Origin of the sequence: Pseudonocardia sp. (assembly GCF_025465255.1) — a bacterium.
In the GTDB taxonomy this organism is placed as follows: domain Bacteria; phylum Actinomycetota; class Actinomycetes; order Mycobacteriales; family Pseudonocardiaceae; genus Pseudonocardia.
The window spans coordinates 1-17,533 of sequence record NZ_JAODNI010000046.1; the positions used below are offsets into that span (position 1 = coordinate 1).

Genomic DNA, 17,533 nt, shown 5'->3' on the forward strand with positions numbered 1-17,533 from the left:
GGCGCTCGGCCGCCGGCGTCGCGCCGCCCGCGCGGACCTCCCCGGCCACCGTCGTCGCCCCGGCCGTGGCGGTCGAGGACGAGCCCGTCGATACGGGCCCGCGTACCCTCACCGAGGTCCCGCGCCCGCTCGTCATCCCGCCCGGCGGAGGCGGCGGGAGCGGCAGGGGCGCCGCTGCGGCCGAGAAGCCGAGGCGCCGCAGGCTCGTCCCGATCCTGATCGCGGTCGTCGTGCTCCTGGCGGTCGGCGGCGGCATCGCGATCGGGGTGATCCGGGCGAACGACACGCCGTCGGGCGGTGTCGCGGCCCCGGCCACGTCCGCGCCCGCCACCCCGGTGACCACGACCACCGCGGCGCCGACCACGCCTCCCACCACGACCACGCCTCCCACCACGACCACGACCACGACACCGCCCACGACGACGAGCGACAGCGCGACCGCCCCGGTGAACCCCGGGGACGCGGTCTCGTTCGTGCAGAACTACTACGGCTTGCTGCCGGGCAACCCGGACGCCGCGTTCGCCCTGCTCAGCTCCTCGGCGCAGGCCCAGTCCGGGGGGATCTCCGGCTACCGGAACTTCTACGCCGGGATGAACTCGATCGACGTCGAGAACGCGCGCTCGATCGGCGACGGCCGGGTGGCGGCGACGATCCGCTTCGGGCGCAAGGACGGCACCACCACCCGCGAGGCGTACACGTTCGTCGTGTCCACCGCGGACAACGGGGACCAGATCCTGCAGTCCTTCGGCCGCGCCTGAAGGACGGACGGCCCCAGAACCCGCGTCATGGCTCCACAGTGCGAGTCCGGGGCGTCAGGCGGTCCGGGAGTCCGCCTCCTGCAGGTTCCCCCCGACCCACCGCACGACCTCGCCCACGAACTCCGCGCGGTTCGCGACGCCGTGGGTCTCGTGGCCCTCATCGTCGAAGAGCAGGAACTTCGGCGCCGCGCCCTTGTCCCGCAGGACCTCGACGATCCGCTCCGCCTCGCCGAGCGGCACATTGGTGTCGTAGCGGCCGTGGACGACCATCAGCGGGGCGGTGATCCGGTCCGCGCTGTGGATCGGGGAGAGCGCGCGCAGCAGCTCCCGATCCGTCTCCGGGTCCCCGTACTTCGTGGTCGCCGCGGCGGCGATCCACGGCTCGGTGTCCGTGTAGAACGTCTCGAGGTCCGACATCCCGCACACGTCCACGCCGACCCGGAACAGCTCCGGGAACCAGGCGAGCGCGACGAGGGTCAGGTACCCGCCGTAGGACCGGCCCGAGACCCCGACCCGGTTCGCGTCCGCGAGCCCGGAGTCGGTGAGGAACGTGACCGCGGCGCGGACGTCCGTGATCGCCGCGAACCGCCGGTCCAGGTCGTCCGCCTGGGAGAACGCGCGGCCGAAGCCGCCGGAGCCGCGCACGTTCGGCGCGAACACCTGGATCCCCTCGGCGACCAGCGCCTGGAACAGCGGCTGGAAGATCGGCCGCTCCTGCGCCTCGGGACCGCCGTGCAACCACAGCAGCGTCGGCAGCCTTCCCGGCGGCTGGGCCCCGTAGGCGGTACGCGGGCGGAACAGCCAGCCCGAGAGCCTCAGGCCGTCCTCGCCGGTGAACTCGTGCAGCGTCGGTGTGACGAACTGCTCCAGAGCGTCGAGGGTGACGTCGTCCGGCTCGGCCGGCAGCAGGGCCGTGGCCTGTGAGAACGGGACGTCCGGGTCCAGCCCGATGCGCGCGATGTTCCGCGGCACGGCCGGTCCCTCGCTCGCGACGAGCAGCGCGTGCCCGTCCCGGGAGAACGCCAGGTTGGTGATGACGTCCCCGGGCGGCTCCGGCAACGGCCCGGTGAGCCCGGTCCGCAGGTCCACGAGCTCCATCTCGCTGCGCCCGTCGACGTTCCAGACGAGCGCGGCGCGGGCGCCCGCGGGGTCCAGGGCGACGACGTCGAGGTCGTCGTCCGCGCGGGCGGCGATCTCCCAGGACAGGGACACCTCGTCGCCCTCCCCGAGGGAGACGGCGAGCAGCGCCGGACGCTCGCGCCCGGCGTCGGTGTGCAGGTAGAGGGTACCGCCGGTGACGCCGAAGCGGCCGTCCGCGACGGTCGCGTCGCCGCCGGCGAGCAGGTCCGTGCGCCGCCCCGTCCAGAGGTCGATGAGCTCGAGGCTGCGCGCGCCGCGGCGGCCGGTGCGCACCACGGCCCGGCGCCCGTCACCGCTGACGGCGCAGATCCGGACGGCGGGCCCGCAGGCCAGCACCGTCGACGAGCCGTCCCGCAGGTCCACCAGGCAGGCCGAGCCGTTGCCGTCGCCGCTCCCGGCGAAGATCGTGACGCCGAGCTGGCGCCCGGTGGGGGACCAGGCGCCGAGGGTCACCGCGCAGGCGCCGGGCGCGATCTCGCGGCGCTCGAGCCCGTCCGGGCTCAGGAGCAGCACGCGGGTCCGCTCCCCACCACCGGGAGCGACCTCGCAGGCCAGCAACGTGCCGTCCGGGGACCAGCTGACCGCCTTGACGTCGCAGGGCGCGTCCGGGTCCACCTCGGTGTCCAGGGCCCGCAACGGCTGCACGACGGGCAGGTCGGAGCCGGTGGGCGGCAGCTCGGCGACGTAGGCGCGGGGCCGGCCGTCGCGGTCGGAGATCCAGGCGACCAGCGTGCCGTCCGGGGAGGGCACGGGATCGGTGTAGGCCGGGCTGAAGAGGTGCTCGGCCGAGGGACCTACTTCGCCGGCGAGCTGCGCCCGCCGACGGTCGGTGAAGGCCGTGACAGCCGTGGTATCCGCGTCGACACCGTCGTGCATCCCTAGATCCCCCTCTCCTGTAACCACATCTCCAGCAGCGCCACCTGCCACAGCGCGTTCGACCCCAGGTTGGTGCGCTGGGCGTTCGGATCCGCGAGCATACGGTCCAGCCATTCGCTCCGGACCAGGCCTCGTGCCTTCGCGACCGGGTCGGTCACGGCGTCCCGCACCCGTTCGAGGAAAGGACCCTCGAGGTGCCGGATGGCCGGAACGGGGAAGTACCCCTTCGGCCGGTCGATCACTCCGTCCGGGACGACCCCGCGGGCCGCCTCCTTCAGCACGCCCTTCCCGCCGTGCGCCAGCTTGAACTCGGGTGGGCACGCGGCGGCGAGCTCCACGAGCTCATGGTCCAGGAACGGGACGCGCGCTTCCAGTCCCCAGGCCATGGTCATGTTGTCGACCCGCTTGACCGGATCGTCCACGAGCATGACGGTGCTGTCCAGCCTCAGGGCGGCGTCGAGGGTCTCGTCCGCCCCCTCCGCCGCGAAGTGCTCGGCGATGAAGGCGCGCGACGGGTCGTGGTCGAGCAACCACTCCTTCTCCAGGATGTCCGCCATGTCCGAGTGCGGGCGGTCGGTGAACACGCCCGCGTAGGTCTCGACGGCCTTGCTCCGCGGGGTGCGCGCGAGCGGCGGGTACCAGTCGTACCCGGCGAACACCTCGTCCGCGCCCTGCCCGCTCTGCACCACCGTCACGGACTTCGCGACCTGCTCGGAGAGCAGGTAGAAGGCCACGCAGTCGTGGCTGACCATGGGCTCGGCCATCGCGGTGATCGCGTCGTCGACGGCGGGCAGCATCCGCGCGGGGTCCACCAGGATCTGCTCGTGGTCCGTCGAGAACTCCTTCGCGACGAGGTCGGAGTACTCGAACTCGTCGCCCTTCTCGCCGCCGGCCGCGTGGAACCCGACCGAGAACGTCTTGAGCCCGGTCTGCCCCTCCTCGGCGAGCAGCGCCACGATCAGCGAGGAGTCCAGCCCGCCCGAGAGCAGGACGCCGACCGGGACGTCGGCGACCATGCGGCGGCGGACGGCGAGGCGCAGCGCGTCGAGGGTCCGGTCCTTCCACTCCGCGGCGCCCATCCCGGCGAACTCGCTGCGCCGGGAGTGCACGGGCGTCCAGTAGACGTGGTCGCTCGACGTCCCGTCGGCCTTGATCGTGCGGACGGTCGCGGGCGGCAGCTTGCGGATCCCGGACAGGATCGTCCGCGGCGCGGGGACGACGGAGTGGAACGTCATGTAGTGGTGCAGCGCGACCGGGTCGATCGAGGTGTCGACCTCGCCCCCGGCGAGCAACGCGGGCAGCGACGACGCGAAGCGCAGCCGTCCCGGCCCCTCGGCCAGGTAGAGCGGCTTGATCCCGAGCCGGTCCCGGCCCAGCACGAGCGTGCCGGTGTCCCGCTCGGCGACGCCGAACGCGAACATCCCGAGGAAGTGCTCGACGCAGGCGGCGCCCCAGTGCGCGTAGGCCTTGAGGACGGTCTCGGTGTCGGAGTCGGAGAAGAACCGGTAGCCCGCGGCCTCCAGCTCGGACCGGAGCTCCTTGTAGTTGTAGATGCAGCCGTTGAAGACGACGGCCAGGCCGAGTGCGGGGTCCACCATCGGCTGGGAGCCGCGCTCGGACAGGTCGATGATCTTCAGGCGGCGGTGGCCCAGCGCGATCGGTCCGGCCGAGTGGACGCCGGTGCCGTCCGGCCCGCGCCGGTGCATGGCGTCGGTGATCCGGGCCACCGCTCCGGGGTCGGCGCTCCGGCCGTCGAACCGGATCTCGCCCGCGATCCCGCACATCTCAAGTCTCCCTCGGTAGGTGGTGTCGTCGGTGTGCCGGTGCGCTCAGCGCAGGATCCAGGTGTCCTTCGCGCCGCCGCCGCGGGACGAGTTCACGATGAGACTCCCCGCCGGCGCAACCCGGCTCAAGGCGGCGGGCACTACGTCGAGGTGGGGGTATCCCCCCCATTGGCTCTGGAACACGAAGGCCCGCAGGTCGACGGCCCGCGGCTCCAGCCTGCCGTCGGCGAACGTCGGATGTGTGGAGAGGGACACCATGTCCTGCGCGACCCACTTCGCGGGCTCCTCGCGGATGGCCTTCGCCACCTCGGTCAGCTCGCTGCGCTCCGCGTGCGGGCCGATCACGATGCCGGTGCCGCCGTAGCCGTCGACGGGCTTGAACACCAGCTCGTCGAGCCGGTCCAGGACCTCCTCGCGGCGCTCCGGGTCCACGCACGGATAGGTCGGCACGCTGCCGAGGCGCACCGGCTCGTCGAGGTAGTAGGTGATCATGTCCGGGGCGTAGGCGTAGACGAGCTTGTCGTCCGCGACGCCGTTGCCCAGCGCGTTGAGCAGCGCGACCTTCCCGCGGGAGACCGCGGAGGCCAGCGCCCGGCCGATCGGCCGCATGTCCGCGCCCCTCGACGACATGAGCTCGGCCTCGTCGATCCGCCGGTAGAGCGCCGAGAGCCGGGTCCGGGCGCCGGTGTCGACGAGGTACACGCCGTCCTCGGTGACCTGCAGGTCCCGCGGCGTGACGACCGGGACGCCCATCTGCTCGGCCAGCAGCCGGTGCTCGAAGAACGCCGAGTCCGACGGCCCGGCGCTCAGCAGCGCGACCTCGTCCGATCCGGCCCGGCCCTTCTCCGTGGCGCTGAGCAGGGCCGCCCGCAGCCGGCCCGGCACGTCCTCCAGGGGGACGACGCCGGCGGGCGGCTCGAGGTCCGGCATGACGCTGCGGATCAGCCGCCGGCTCATGATCGAGTAGCCGATGCCGGACGGGACCCGCAGGTTGTCCTCCAGCACCAGCCAGTTCTCCGCGGCGTCGCGCACCAGGTCGACGCCGGCGACGGCGATCCGGACGACGTCCTCCGGGACGATCTCGCCCTCGCGGTTGTAGCCCGGCGCGTTGTCCACCACGGACGGCGGGATCAGCCCGTCGGTGATGATCCGGCGCTGCCCGTAGACGTCGCGGACGAACAGCTCCAGGGCCCGGACCCGCTGGGCGAGGCCCTCGGTGAGACCGCCCCAGTCCTCGGCGGTGACGATCCGCGGCAGCAGGTCCAGCGGGAACAGGCGTTCCTCCTGGCCGGGCCCGGCCACCCCGAACGTCACGCCGCGGGCGCGCTGTTCGGTGCGCAGCGCGGATTCCGCGGCCGCCATGCCCCGCGGGCCGAGCCGCTCCAGAGTGCGGAACATCCAGCCGTAGTGCGGCAGGACCCGGCCGCCGGGCGTCACCGCCTCGTCGTACCCGCCGGGCCGGTACCCCGCGAGCAGCGCCGAGGCGAGCGGGACCTCCTGCGGCGGGTCCTGGCTCAATGTGCGGCCCTGCGTGCGGGCCAGCAGTGCGTCGACGACGTCGGCCAGCTCGCCCCGCCGGCCGAACACGCGGCGTTGACGGGCGGCGGCACTGCCCCGCCTCAGCGTCGCCTGGGAGAGCTCGACGACCTGCTCCCAGTCCCCGAGCTCCTCGAGCTGCGGGCGCAGCTTGTCCACGAGCCGGCCGAGCAGCAGCGGCGGACTGACGAGCGTGGGCCCGGTGAGGTCGACGAGGTCGCCCTCCAGGCCCGAACGCGCCGCCCGCCAGCTCGCCGCGCGCAGCAGCTCGTGGCGCTGGGTGGGCAGCGGCAGGCCCTTGTCGGTGTCCTCGCGGGCCTGCCCGACGAGGGCACGGAACAGGCCCGCGATCAGCACCACGTCGTCGACCTCGGGGCAGGCGTCGCAGACGCGCAGCTCGACGGTCGGCAGGTGGGCGCTGGGCCGGATGTCGAAGTAGACCATCCCCGGGTCGCTGATCGTCCCGGACGCGATCAGCTCGGCGACCATCGCGTCGTAGTCCGCGGCCGTCTCCACGTTGCCGGGCGGCCCCGCGGTGGGCCAGCGGGACCAGATCATGTTGCGGTAGCTCGCGTAGCCGGAGTCGTGGCCGCGCCAGTAGGGCGAGCTCGCGGAGATGGCCAGCAGGGTGGGCAGATACGGCGCGACCCGGCGGACGACCTGCACGGCGAGGTCACGGTCCGGCACGTCGACGTGCACCTGGGCGCCGCAGATGTGCTGCTCGCGGACCAGGAGCTGGTACTCGTGCTGCATCTTCTCGTAGCGGGCACCGGCCGAGATGTCGTCGCCGGTGAGGTCGACGAGCGGGACCGTCCCCGCCGCGACGACCCCGAGCCCGTGCGGTTCGGCGACGCTCTCCAGCCGCGTGCGCAGCCGCCGCAGGTGGGCCCCGAGCTCGTCGAGCTCGTAGCAGGGCGGGGTGTTCGTCTCGACGAGCGAGCGCTGCAGCTCCGGGGCGAACTCGTCGCCGCCGAGCTCGGGGAGCAGCATGTCCGCGCGAGGCGCCGCGCGGCGGGTCTCGAGGCCCACGACGTGGAACTCCTCTTCCACCCCGAGGAGGGATCTCTCTCCGGCACCCATGTCCATGACGCTAGGTGCCCGTTGTTACGGCGAGATAGCCGCCGCGCAGGTGGTGGGTGCGGAAATCCTCACCCGTATGCGGCGTCGAAGAACGCCAGCTCCAGCCCGACGGCCTCCCCGAAGAACGCCGAAACCCGTTGCGCGGCAGCGGGACCGAGGCCCTCGTTGACCCGGTTGAACTCGGCCCGGAGGAACGCGACCCACACCTCGAAATCGGCCCCGCGGTGCAGGTCGATCCATTCCCGGGGAATCGGGTCGGAAGGCGCAGTGAAGTTGGGCCGAGTGGCCCAGTCCAGATACAGCCATTCCGCGACGAGCAGCACCGCCAGGCATGAGCCGTAGTCCGCGGTGTGCCGCGCGCCGTCCATCAAGGCGACGAAACCGCGGGTCGGTTCGGCGAGCTCGGGCGCGGTCCTCTCCGCGGTGGAGACGCCGAGCGCGTCGAAGGAGGAGTGGAAGAAGTCGTTCTCGTCCCCGGCGACGAGGCCGACCTGCCGGGCGTGGACGACCCGGGCGTCCGGGTCGTCGCACGACGCGACCGCCGCGCCCATCAGCGCCAGGAACGCGTCACAGAACTGGAAGTCCTGGACGAGGTACCGGGTGAGGACCGTCGGGTCGAGGGAGCCGTCCCACAACTCGTCGACGAACCGATGCCCGACCGCGGCGTCCCAGACGGCCCCGAACTCCACCCGCAACTTCTCCGACGTCCCCACCCCGCCGACCCTAGATCGTCCGCGAGTCGCGATCCGAGGCCGGGCGAGTCGGGATCGAGAGCCGGGCGAGTCGCGGTCTGCGACCTGTTCCGCTTGCCCGCGCCGGCGCGCGTCTCACGTACCGACTCGCCCGGTCTCGATCGCGGCTCGCGGGGCTCACGTCCCTGCTCGCGGGGGTCGGGGCCAGGGGACGTCGGGGTAGGGGGAGCGGGCGGCCGCCTCCTCCGGGGTGGTCCGGCCCTCGCCGACGGCGGCCGCGAGCTCGGCGACGACCCGCAGCTCGGCATGCTGTGCCGCCGCCTCCGCCGGCGTCATCGGGTTCCCGTGGCCCGGGACGTACGTACTCGCGTCGAGTGCCGTCACCGTGGCGACGGCGTCGGCCCACTCCCGCGGGTACGCGTCCTCGAAGTCCGGGGGAGCGCCCTGCTCCAGGAGGTCGCCCGCGAAGACGACACCGGCGTCCGGGACGTGGACGACGAGGTCGTGGTCGGTGTGCCCGCGGCCCGGGTGCAGCAGGGCGACCGCGCGGCCGCCGAGATCGAGGAGGTCCGGCGCGGCGGAGGGCAGCGGGGGATCGGGGGTGGCGGCCAGCGCGGCTGCCGTCGGCCCGTCCCCGTCGTCGCGGTAGTGCCGCACCCAGCGGTCCCGCTGCGCGCCCGCCGTCGCCGTGATCGCCGCCGCGCAGCGGGCGTGGGCGTACACCGGCGCCGGGAGGAAGGCGGCCGTGCCGAAGCAGTGGTCGAAGTGCGCGTGGGTGAGGACGACCGCGAGCGGCAGACCCGTGACGCCCCGGACCGAGGCGAGGAGCTCGGCGCCCTGCCCGGCGTCGCCCCGCGTGTCGATCACCAGCGCCCGGTCGGCGCCGAGCACCAGGCCCGTCGTCAGGTCCAGCTCCGCGTACCGCCGGGCGAACACGCCGTCGCCGAGCTCGAGCCATTCGCCCGTCGAACTCGACATCAGGCTGCTTCGATCATGGTTCGGACCAGCCTGTTGTCGATCTCGACGAGCGCGTCGCCCCTGACCAGAGGCGTTCCAGGGTGCCCGAGGCCCACCTCGGCCGGCGTCGCCGCCGAGACCCGCCGGCCGTCGACGACGATCTCCGGGGCCGGACTCGCCGTGGCGTCGGCCAGCTCCGCGGGAGCGTTCACGTTGACCAGTGAGTCCAGGTCCGGGTCCCACGAGGTGCCCGCGTCGAGCCGGGCCCACGGGGGAGGTCGGCGAGCGCGCCGACCGAGCATCCCGGCGACGAGCACGTCGCACGGCCCCGACGACGGCCGCCGCGTCCGGGACCACGGACCGGCGGACCCGGCGAACCGCACCACGACCCAGCCGTGCGGAACCCCGTCGCCCCCGGCGATCTCCGGCATAAGGCAGGATCCTGCCCGTGCGCGTCTACCTCGGCAGCGACCACGCCGGCTTCGAACTCAAGTCCCGTCTCCTGGAACACCTGGGCGGGCAGGGCATCGACGTCGTCGACGTCGGCGCCCCCACCTACGACCCCGAGGACGACTACCCCGCCTGGTGCCTGGAGACCGCCCGCCGGGTGGTCGAGGACGAGAGCGCGCTGGGCATCGTGATCGGCGGGTCCGGCAACGGCGAGCAGATCGCCGCGAACAAGGTGAGGGGCTGCCGGGCCGCGCTGGCCTGGAGCCCGGAGATCGCGAGGCTCGCCCGGCAGCACAACAACGCGCAGGTCATCGGGGTCGGCGCCCGGATGCACACGTTCGAGGAGGTCGCGGCGATCGTCGAGGCGTTCCTGACGACGCCGTTCTCCGAGGAGCCGCGGCACGCCCGTCGCATCGGTCAGCTCGCGGAGTACGAGGAGACCTGCGAGATCGTCCTGCCCACGTGATGCGGCATGCCTGAGGGACACACCCTCCACCGGCTGGCCCGGCTGCACCAGAGGCTCTTCGCCCGACGCCCGGTCGCGGTCTCCAGCCCGCAGGGCCGGTTCGCGGAGTCCGCCGCGCTGCTCGACGGCCAGGTCATGACCCGGGCCGAGGCGCACGGCAAGCACCTCTTCCAGCGGTTCGGGCCCGAACTCGTCGTGCACGTGCACCTCGGGCTCTACGGCACATTCGACGAGGGCGAGCTCCCGGCGCCGGAGCCGCGAGGGCAGCTGCGGATGCGGCTGGTGGGGGAGACGCACTTCGCGGACCTCCGCGGGCCCACGGCCTGCGAGCTGCTCGCGGCGGCCGAGGTCAAGGCCATCCGGGACCGGCTCGGGCCGGACCCGCTGCGCCGCGACGCCGATCCGGAGCAGGTCTGGAAGCGGATCTCGAGGTCCCGGGCGCCGCTCGCGACGCTGCTGATGGACCAGGCCGTCGTCGCCGGCGTCGGGAACGTGTACCGGGCGGAGCTGCTGTTCCGGCACCACCTGGACCCGCAGCTGCCCGGGCGCGCGCTACCGCGCGAGACCTTCGACGTGATGTGGCCCGACCTCGTCGCGCTCATGCGGGACGGGGTGCGGCGCGGCCGGATCGACACCGTCGCGCCCGAGCACGACCCACGGCGCCGCGGCGAACCCGGGCGCAAGGACCGGCACGGCGGCGAGGTCTACGTCTACCGCCGGACCGGGATGCCGTGCCTGGTGTGCGGGACGCCCGTCCGCACCACGACCCACGCCGCCCGCAACCTCTTCTGGTGCCCCACCTGCCAACCCGCCCTGTGAGTGGGAAACCTCGCTAGAACGAGGTTTCCCGCGCACAACCCCGGCCGAGCTGCGGAACAGCGGTCGGCGCGCGGGATCGGCGATCACGGGGCAGGGTCGGGGCCATGCCCGAAGGCCACACCGTGCACCACCTCGCGCGGCTGCAGCGCCGCCGGTTCGCGGGCTCCCCGGTTTCGGTCTCCAGCCCGCAGGGCCGCTTCGCGACCGACGCCGAACTCGTCGACGGCCGGGTGCTCGAGTCCACGGACGCGCACGGCAAGCACCTGTTCCACCACTACGGTCCGGACCCGGTCGTGCACGTCCACCTCGGGCTCTACGGCCGGTTCGGCTCGCGCACGCTCCCGGCGGCCGAGCCCCGCGGGCAGGTCCGGATGCGGATGGTCGCCGCACCCACTACGCGGCCCTGCGCGGGCCGACGGCGTGCGAGCTGCTCATCGACGCCGAGGTCGACGCCGTGCACGCCCGCCTCGGTGAGGATCCGCTGCCTCCCGACGCGGATCCGGATCGCGCCTATGCCCGCATCTCCCGGTCCCGGGCCCCCGCTCGCGGCGCTGCTCATGGACCAGAAGGTGATCGCGGGCGTGGGCAACGTCTTTCGGGCCGCGGCCCTCTTCCGCACCGGCCTGGACCCGCACCTGCCCGGCCGCGAGCTGGGCCGGGAACGCTGGGAGCGGCTCTGGGCGGACCTCGCCGCGATGCTCCGCGACGGCGAGCGGCGCAGGCCGTGCCTGGTGTGCGCGACGCCGATCGCGTGCGAGACGCACCTCGCGCGGAACCTCTTCTGGTGTCCGCGCTGCCAGGCGGCGTAGGGAATCGCCCCCGGAAAAGCACTGACCCGCCCGGGAAAGCGTTCTCCGGGCGGGTCGGCTGGAAGGGCCGGTTCTCACCGGCCGTGGCTCGAGTGCGTCAGGACATTCATACCCGGCCGGGGTGAACCGCAAACGTCAGAAGTCGAAACCCCCGCCGAAGTCGTCCCCACCGGAGTCCCCGCCGCCCATGTCGCCGCCGGCGTCCGCGCCCGCGTCGCCACCGTCGGCCGCGAGGCCGTCCTGGTAGCCGTCCGCGTAGGCGACCCCGGACATCCCGGAGAACATCGTGCTGAACAGCAGCACCGATCCGACGCCCCACGCGCCGGCGACGAGCGCCGGCTTCCACCACGGCTCGGAGTACCAGCCCGCGGGGACCGGGCGTCCGGCGACGTTGCCGCCGGGGTAGTAGTGGGAGTTGCGGTCCGACGGGTTCGGCGAGGCGCTGTAGCCCTGCCCCTCGACCTCGACGGTCCGGTCCTCGCTGACGGCGCCCGCGCGGGCCTGGCCCGGCAGCGGCGGCAGCTCGGGGCCGGGGTCCAGGTCCATCGCGGTGCGCGCGGCCCGGACGTAGTAGAGGCCCTCGTACGCGGTCTCGGTGACGCCGCGGGTCTGCGCGGTCGTCCTGGCCTGCTCCATCTGCGAGCCGGCGGCGTTGTAGCGCTCGGAGGCGTCGGCGATGGCCTGCTTCGCGGGCTCGTTCGTCCCGACGAGGTTCAGCACCTGCCCGCCGAGGCGCTCGAGCCAGCGCCGGGCCTCGGACTTGGCGTCCTCGAGCTCGCGTGCCTGCGTGGCCTGGCGCGACCGCACCAGGTACACCACGCCGGCGACGATCGCGAGCAGCACCAGCACGGTGACGACGGTGCCCATCAGGTTCTCAACTCCGCTTCGTGAAAAGACATCTCTCTGCCTTTCACAACGGGCATCGGGCACGAAACGTTCCCCATCCGGTCTACGCTCCGGCACGTGCCGGAGCCGAAGCCGATTACGTGTTGGATGACGGACATGGACGGCGTGCTCGTCCACGAGGGCAGGCTGATCCCGGGCGCGGACACGTTCATCGAACGGCTGCGGGACACCTCGACCCCGTTCCTCGTCCTCACCAACAACTCGATCTACACCCCACGCGACCTCCAGTTCCGCCTGCGCCACACGGGGATCGACCTGCCGGTCGAGTCGCTCTGGACCTCCGCGCTGGCCACGGCCGCGTTCCTGGACAGCCAGCGTCCGCAGGGCAGCGCGTACGTCGTCGGCGAGGCCGGGCTGACCACCGCGCTGCACGACATCGGGTACGTCCTCACGGACTCGGACCCGGACTACGTGGTGCTCGGCGAGACCCGCACCTACAGCTTCGAGGCGGTGACGACGGCGATCCGGCTCGTCGACAAGGGCGCGCGGTTCGTCGCGACCAACCCCGACCCCACGGGCCCGTCGAGTGAGGGGCTGCTGCCGGCGACCGGGTCGGTGGCCGCGCTGATCAGCCGGGCGACGGGCGTCGACCCGTACTTCGTCGGCAAGCCGAACCCGCTGATGATGCGCGCCGCGCTGAACCGGCTCGAGGCGCACTCGGAGACCACGGCGATGATCGGGGACCGGATGGACACCGACATCGTCGCGGGGCTCGAGGCCGGGATGCGCACCGTGCTGGTGCTGAGCGGGATCATGAAGGCCGAGGACGTGGACCGCTATCCGTTCCGGCCGAGCCGCGTCGTGTCGACGATCGCCGAGCTGGTGGACGACATCTAGATCGAGGAGGAGTCCCCCCGGGTGGTCCACGCCGGCGGGCACGCCGACGTGGACCTTCGGCCGGTGAGGGAGGGGTACTCCCGGCCGCCGGGGGTGGCTGCGCGACGTCCCCGATCGAAACCGGGTCCGGCGCCGCGCCCCGGGTGTGACTCGCGCGGTTCATTCGCACCGTTACCGGAAAACCGCGCGCCTTTGCCTGACCTTATCTCGGTCCGCTCGGCGTTCAGCCGCCGTGCGGATCGCCCTCCGGATCGAGCAGTTCCGGTGGTTCCCGGTGGCGGCTGCGCCAGGTGTGGAACGCCGAGGAGGCCCCGTCGGTCCGGGCGAGCTGCCGCAGCGCGACGGAGACGGCCGCCCGGCCTGCGGCATCCCGCGGCAACTCGTCGTCCCGCGGTCCCCGGCCGGCGCGCACGGCTGCGACGACCCCGGCCTTGAGCACCCCGAGGACGGGGTCCCCGAACGCGTCGAGCAGCCGCTGGAACGCCATGAGCCGCTCGGGATCGAACGGCAGCGGGCGTCCGAGGTGGTCCGCCGACGGGTGCGGCGGGTAGACGTGGGCGATCGGCACCAGGTCGTCCGGGATCGGGACGGTCGGCGGGTGGGTGCGGCCCTCCGCCCGCGCCCGCGCCAGGAGGTGGGGGAGCAGGTGCGTGTGCGGGCCGAGCGGCGAGCGGCCCTCCGGCGGCGGGATGGGTGTGTAGACCTCGACGCGTCCGGCCGCGGTCAGGAACACCCGGTGCGGCCGGTGCCCGACGAGCGCGGCCGCGGCCGGGGTGGTGAAGAGCTGTTCGCCCTCGGCGGCGCGCAGCACCTCCAGCAGCGCGGGTTCGGCGGTGCGCACGCACGCGTCGACGCTGGGGGTGTCGAGGCCGAGGTCGAACAGGATGTCCGCGGTGTCCTGCGGGCGCAGGGCGTCGGTGTCCGGGCCGATCTCGGTGACGACCGTCCGTCCACTCCGCCGCGCGGCGGCGACGGGCAGGCAGAACGCGACGGCCTGGTTCCAGTGCAGGTCCGGACCGGCGGGTGTCTCGTAGGCGATGGCCTCGACCTCGTCGGGGAACCGCAACCGGATCCCGCCGCGCTCGGTGACGACGCACGCGGGGCCGCGCGATACGCTCTCGTCGGCATTCCGCGCGAACTCCGCGAGGGCGCCGATGGTGCCCATGCTCCAGGACGCGTCCGGATCGGCGAGGAGGTCTTCGGCGAGGACGCGGGCGGGTGGGAGCGCGGGATCCTCGGGCGACGCAGGTCCGTCCATTCGCCGAGAGTGCCCACCCGTGCGCCCTGCGGCAAGACCGGCCTTGCGAATTACACGCTTGTCATTACCCTCGGTGGTATGGGTGTGACGACCGTGTGGTGGAGCTGCGCCGAGTGCGGCTCCTATGCAGAACTGCCCGCGGACGAGACCGTGGGCTTCGAGATCGGGTGCCCGGACTGCCCCGGCGCGATGAGCGAGCAGTGGGAGTGGGACGCGGCCTGAGGCCATGAGCACTCCCGGCGAACCGCAGCAGAGGGTGGCGCGGCCCGCCCTGGGATCCTGCTGCTCCGCGCGGGACGGGGCACGTCCCGGCGATCGCGCTCGACCGGCCCCGCTCATGATCACTCGACGGGTTCCATTCGCCGCGTCGGCGAGGCCTTCGGGCCGCCGTCGGACCCTGCCTTCCGATCACGGAACGTGAGATTCGGCGCCGAAAACCGATCGGTGATGCACGGTGCGTGCTCGGACGTGCGGCCGTGCCCCGAAGCTCCCGCCTTCAAACCGGTGGGTGTCGCGGAACGCAGCGGGGCCACACGATCGAAGGACGACTGTGGTCACCCGCGCGAGGTGCCGGTTAGCTTCTGTCCTGTCGGGGGCGAATCGGTGCGAAATACCGGGCGCCAAGGTTCGATCCGGGTGTCGTCACCCTCAGGAGACAATCGTGTTGAAGAAGGCTGGAATCGTCGTGTCCGGAATCGTTCTGGGGCTTTTCGCAGTGAGCCCGCTGGCGTTCGCGGCGGGGAGTCCCACACGCTCTGCGGAGCAGGTCATCGGGGACGACGCGCCCCTGGGCCCGCAGACCGGTCTGGTCAACCTGGGCGACGTCAACGCCCTGAACGGCCTGAACGTCTGTCCGGACGTCACCGCGCTGCTCGGGCTCGGCAACGTGCTCGGCATCCTCGGCAGCGGCCCGGTCGCCCAGACCGCGGCGGACGCCCCGATCACCTGCAACACGCTCACCGGGAGCAACGGGGGCTGAGCGCAATTCGTGAATGCGCCGGATCCCGCATGGGGTCCGGCGCATTCGTCTGCCGATCGAGAGGGACGCACGGAAATGGGCGGACGGTGTCGCCGCGGATTCGTGCTCGTACTCCTCTGCGTCGGAGCGGCCGTCTCCGCACCCCTTCCCGCGCTCGCCCGGCCCGCGCCCGGCGTCACGCACCACGAGTTCACGGCCGGGGCCGGACTGACGGCGGACGTGGTCGAGGTCGACCTGACCCAGCCGGGGGCCCGCCTCGCGCTGCTCACGCCCGGGGTGCTCACCGCACGCGCCCCCGTGGCGACGTTGGCGGACCGCGCCGGGGCGACCGCGGCGATCAACGGCGACTTCTTCGACATCGACGGCACGGGCGCGCCGACCGGAGCCGCGGTGTCCGGCGGCCGACCGCTCAAGTCCGCGGAACCGCTCGGGCGGCGGCAGGCACCGCAGGTCCGCGGGGCGGGGCCCGAGCACGTCCTGGCCGTGGGCGAGGACGGTGTCGTCCGCGTCGACCGGCTGAGCCTGGCGGCGGAGGCACGCGGCCCCCGCGGGCCGCTACGGGTCCGCGCCCTCAACCAGCTCGCGGTGCCGGCCGACGGCATCGGGATCGTCACCCCGGACTGGGGCGACGTGGATCGCGGCCGGACCCTCTGCGGCTCGGACACCGACCCCGCCGCGCCTTGCGCCGCCGATCGATGGGAGCTCCGCCTGCGCGCCGGACGAGTGGTCGCGGCGGGCACGCCCGCCGGTGGCCGCCTCGCGCCGGACGAGCTCGCGCTCGTCGGACGCGACCAGGGGGCGGCGACCCTGCGCGACATCCGAGTGGGGGAGTCGGTGCAGGTCAGCTACGGGCTGACGGCATCGTCGGGCGTGGCTGTGCAGGAGGCCGTCGGTGCGACGCCCGTGCTGCGGGACGGACAGCCGGTCGACGGTCTCGGCCCGACGGGGCGGGCCTCCCGCAGCGCCGTCGGGCTGAGCGCCGACGGCCGGCACGTCCGGCTCGTGACGGTCGACGGGAACGAGGAGACGGACGCCGGCCCGACGCTGGCGGAGCTCGCCGCGATCCTGCGCGACATCGGCTCGGACGACGCCGTGAACCTCGACGGCGGCGGCTCCTCCACGCTGGTGTTCCGCGCGCCCGGCGCCCCCGCGGCGTCGATCGTGAACAGCCCGTCGGGATCTGCGCCACGAGCGGTGGCCAACGGGCTCGGGGTCCTGACCGGCCCCTCGAACGGGACGTGAGGCGGGTGTCGGACAGGCCGACGGCAGACCGACTGGTCGGGGTGGCGGGATTTGAACCCACGGCCCCTCGCTCCCAAAGCGAGTGCGCTACCAAGCTGCGCCACACCCCGTCGAGGAGAGTGTAGGCGGCCCGTGTGTGCCGGCGCCCGCCGATGTCCCGCAGCGTGTCGTCGGCCGCCACGTCACAGCAGGCCCGACGTGGTGGGGAAGGTGATCCGGCACGGTCTTCGGGTCCGCCTGCAGAGCCGCCCCCGGCCGTCCGGTATCGTCGTCCACGTTCCGCTACGCGGAGCACGCGGGCGTAGCTCAATGGTAGAGCCCTAGTCTTCCAAACTAGCTACGCGGGTTCGATTCCCGTCGCCCGCTCCACTCTGACCTGCAGAGATGCTGTGTCGAAGATCAAATAGTGATCAACGTGGCACCACCTTGTGGCACCAACGTCACCTATACCGGAGTTTAGTGCTCAGTGCGCTGGACGGGGCTGGCCGCTGCGACCGTCGTTCTGCGTTTCGACCCGGCGGTGGGGCTGGTCGGCCTGTCCCTGCGGCGCGGTCCAGGACGGGTGCTGCGTTGTGTCGGTGTCGGTGGCTACCGTGTTCCCATGTCCGCCGAAGCAAGTTCGTCGGGACCGGTGAGTCCTCCGTTCGCTGACGCCTCGCCCGCGCAGGTACGTGCGGCGCTGAGCGCTGAGGATGCGGCGGCCTTCGATCGGCAGTGGCGGCGGCTGATGGCTCGGGCTACGGAGAGCTTGGACCTGGCCGAGGTGCACCAGGCGCTCGAGGACTGGCGGCGCGTGGCGTGGTTGACCTCGGAGTTGGGGCCGGAGGGCTACCGGCGCATGCTGGCCACGGCGGAGGAGCGTCTGCGGACTGGTGAGCGCGCTGAGGGCGCTGTGCCGTGGAACCGGTTGAAGGCAGAACTGGGGTTGGCCGAGTAGCCGGTGG

The 17,533-nt window shown here is 73.1% G+C and carries 15 protein-coding genes, 2 tRNA genes and 2 pseudogenes; 10 read left to right on the top strand and 9 right to left on the bottom strand.

Annotation, left to right across the window (positions count from 1 at the left end; all coding sequences use genetic code 11):
- Window positions 1-758 (top strand): annotated as a pseudogene (locus tag JWP64_RS04460) (serine/threonine protein kinase); the annotation flags it as partial.
- A gap of 54 nt (window positions 759-812) precedes the next feature.
- Here JWP64_RS04460 and JWP64_RS04465 read toward each other — a convergent pair.
- The 6 genes from JWP64_RS04465 to JWP64_RS04490 form a co-directional block, all read right to left on the bottom strand.
- Window positions 813-2,774: a prolyl oligopeptidase family serine peptidase gene (locus JWP64_RS04465; protein WP_297492563.1), complete on the bottom strand. Its 1,962-nt coding sequence runs from the start codon at window positions 2,772-2,774 to the stop codon at window positions 813-815.
- A 2-nt stretch (window positions 2,775-2,776) separates the two neighbouring features.
- Complete coding sequence (locus JWP64_RS04470; protein ID WP_297492565.1) at window positions 2,777-4,558, bottom strand: N-acetylglutaminylglutamine amidotransferase; 1,782 nt, start codon at window positions 4,556-4,558, stop codon at window positions 2,777-2,779.
- A 45-nt stretch (window positions 4,559-4,603) separates the two neighbouring features.
- Entirely contained in the window at window positions 4,604-7,174 is a 2,571-nt protein-coding gene (locus JWP64_RS04475) for a carboxylate--amine ligase/circularly permuted type 2 ATP-grasp protein (protein WP_297492568.1), read from the bottom strand.
- Between the two features lie 68 nt (window positions 7,175-7,242).
- A complete protein-coding gene (locus JWP64_RS04480) occupies window positions 7,243-7,887 on the bottom strand; it encodes a TenA family protein (protein WP_297492571.1) in 645 nt (214 codons plus the stop codon).
- A 156-nt stretch (window positions 7,888-8,043) separates the two neighbouring features.
- Window positions 8,044-8,844, bottom strand: a complete 801-nt coding sequence (locus JWP64_RS04485; RefSeq protein ID WP_297492573.1) for an MBL fold metallo-hydrolase — start codon at window positions 8,842-8,844, stop codon at window positions 8,044-8,046.
- The gene (locus JWP64_RS04490; protein ID WP_297492575.1) at window positions 8,844-9,254 is read right to left on the bottom strand and encodes a hypothetical protein; all 411 of its coding nucleotides are present in this window, start codon (window positions 9,252-9,254) and stop codon (window positions 8,844-8,846) included. Before JWP64_RS04490 ends, JWP64_RS04485 begins: the two co-directional genes overlap by 1 nt.
- Before the next feature lie 17 nt (window positions 9,255-9,271).
- Between JWP64_RS04490 and JWP64_RS04495 the strand changes: the two genes are divergently transcribed.
- The 3 genes and pseudogenes from JWP64_RS04495 (at window position 9,272) to JWP64_RS04505 (ending at window position 11,367) form a co-directional block, all read left to right on the top strand.
- The gene (locus tag JWP64_RS04495; RefSeq protein WP_297492577.1) at window positions 9,272-9,739 is read left to right on the top strand and encodes a ribose-5-phosphate isomerase; all 468 of its coding nucleotides are present in this window, start codon (window positions 9,272-9,274) and stop codon (window positions 9,737-9,739) included.
- A gap of 6 nt (window positions 9,740-9,745) precedes the next feature.
- A complete protein-coding gene (locus JWP64_RS04500) occupies window positions 9,746-10,558 on the top strand; it encodes a DNA-formamidopyrimidine glycosylase family protein (RefSeq protein ID WP_297492580.1) in 813 nt (270 codons plus the stop codon).
- A gap of 104 nt (window positions 10,559-10,662) precedes the next feature.
- Window positions 10,663-11,367: pseudogene (locus JWP64_RS04505) on the top strand (DNA-formamidopyrimidine glycosylase family protein).
- Between the two features lie 135 nt (window positions 11,368-11,502).
- On the opposite strand, the gene JWP64_RS04510 reads toward JWP64_RS04505, so the two are convergent.
- Complete coding sequence (locus JWP64_RS04510; protein WP_297492583.1) at window positions 11,503-12,234, bottom strand: hypothetical protein; 732 nt, start codon at window positions 12,232-12,234, stop codon at window positions 11,503-11,505.
- 126 nt (window positions 12,235-12,360) lie between these two features.
- Here JWP64_RS04510 and JWP64_RS04515 point away from each other — a divergent pair, with 126 nt between their 5' ends.
- Window positions 12,361-13,110: an HAD-IIA family hydrolase gene (locus tag JWP64_RS04515; RefSeq protein WP_297492585.1), complete on the top strand. Its 750-nt coding sequence runs from the start codon at window positions 12,361-12,363 to the stop codon at window positions 13,108-13,110.
- A gap of 223 nt (window positions 13,111-13,333) precedes the next feature.
- Here the strand turns inward: JWP64_RS04515 and JWP64_RS04520 are convergent, their stop codons facing one another.
- On the bottom strand, window positions 13,334-14,368 hold the full coding sequence (locus JWP64_RS04520) for a hypothetical protein (protein ID WP_297492589.1): 1,035 nt from the start codon (window positions 14,366-14,368) through the stop codon (window positions 13,334-13,336).
- Between the two features lie 78 nt (window positions 14,369-14,446).
- Here JWP64_RS04520 and JWP64_RS04525 point away from each other — a divergent pair, with 78 nt between their 5' ends.
- From JWP64_RS04525 to JWP64_RS04535, 3 genes are all read left to right on the top strand, one after another.
- Window positions 14,447-14,590 carry a hypothetical protein gene (locus JWP64_RS04525; protein WP_297492591.1) on the top strand — a complete coding sequence of 48 codons (144 nt, stop codon included), beginning with the start codon at window positions 14,447-14,449 and terminating at the stop codon, window positions 14,588-14,590.
- Between the two features lie 439 nt (window positions 14,591-15,029).
- The gene (locus JWP64_RS04530) at window positions 15,030-15,347 is read left to right on the top strand and encodes a hypothetical protein (protein WP_297492593.1); all 318 of its coding nucleotides are present in this window, start codon (window positions 15,030-15,032) and stop codon (window positions 15,345-15,347) included.
- 102 nt (window positions 15,348-15,449) lie between these two features.
- Entirely contained in the window at window positions 15,450-16,589 is a 1,140-nt protein-coding gene (locus JWP64_RS04535) for a phosphodiester glycosidase family protein (RefSeq protein ID WP_297492595.1), read from the top strand.
- Between the two features lie 33 nt (window positions 16,590-16,622).
- Here the strand turns inward: JWP64_RS04535 and JWP64_RS04540 are convergent.
- A tRNA-Pro gene (locus JWP64_RS04540) sits at window positions 16,623-16,699 on the bottom strand.
- A 185-nt stretch (window positions 16,700-16,884) separates the two neighbouring features.
- On the opposite strand from JWP64_RS04540, the gene JWP64_RS04545 reads away from it, so the two are divergent.
- Both JWP64_RS04545 and JWP64_RS04550 read left to right on the top strand, forming a co-directional pair.
- Window positions 16,885-16,958: transfer RNA gene (locus JWP64_RS04545), tRNA-Gly, on the top strand.
- Window positions 16,959-17,190: 232 nt separating this feature from the next.
- A complete protein-coding gene (locus JWP64_RS04550) occupies window positions 17,191-17,526 on the top strand; it encodes a DUF6247 family protein (protein WP_297492597.1) in 336 nt (111 codons plus the stop codon).
- The last annotated feature ends 7 nt before the right edge of the window (window positions 17,527-17,533 follow it).

Excerpts from the sequence above, each read along its gene's own strand:
- JWP64_RS04490 (WP_297492575.1), bottom strand. The coding sequence starts at position 9,254 with ATGCCGGAGATCGCCGGGGGCGACGGGGTTCCGCACGGCTGGGTCGTG.
- JWP64_RS04470 (WP_297492565.1), bottom strand. The coding sequence starts at position 4,558 with ATGTGCGGGATCGCGGGCGAGATCCGGTTCGACGGCCGGAGCGCCGAC.
- JWP64_RS04465 (WP_297492563.1), bottom strand. The coding sequence starts at position 2,774 with ATGCACGACGGTGTCGACGCGGATACCACGGCTGTCACGGCCTTCACC.
- JWP64_RS04500 (WP_297492580.1), top strand. The coding sequence starts at position 9,746 with ATGCCTGAGGGACACACCCTCCACCGGCTGGCCCGGCTGCACCAGAGG.
- JWP64_RS04510 (WP_297492583.1), bottom strand. The coding sequence starts at position 12,234 with ATGGGCACCGTCGTCACCGTGCTGGTGCTGCTCGCGATCGTCGCCGGC.
- JWP64_RS04485 (WP_297492573.1), bottom strand. The coding sequence starts at position 8,844 with ATGTCGAGTTCGACGGGCGAATGGCTCGAGCTCGGCGACGGCGTGTTC.
- JWP64_RS04550 (WP_297492597.1), top strand. The coding sequence starts at position 17,191 with ATGTCCGCCGAAGCAAGTTCGTCGGGACCGGTGAGTCCTCCGTTCGCT.
- JWP64_RS04520 (WP_297492589.1), bottom strand. The coding sequence starts at position 14,368 with ATGGACGGACCTGCGTCGCCCGAGGATCCCGCGCTCCCACCCGCCCGC.
- JWP64_RS04525 (WP_297492591.1), top strand. The coding sequence starts at position 14,447 with ATGGGTGTGACGACCGTGTGGTGGAGCTGCGCCGAGTGCGGCTCCTAT.
- JWP64_RS04515 (WP_297492585.1), top strand. The coding sequence starts at position 12,361 with ATGACGGACATGGACGGCGTGCTCGTCCACGAGGGCAGGCTGATCCCG.
- JWP64_RS04475 (WP_297492568.1), bottom strand. The coding sequence starts at position 7,174 with ATGGGTGCCGGAGAGAGATCCCTCCTCGGGGTGGAAGAGGAGTTCCAC.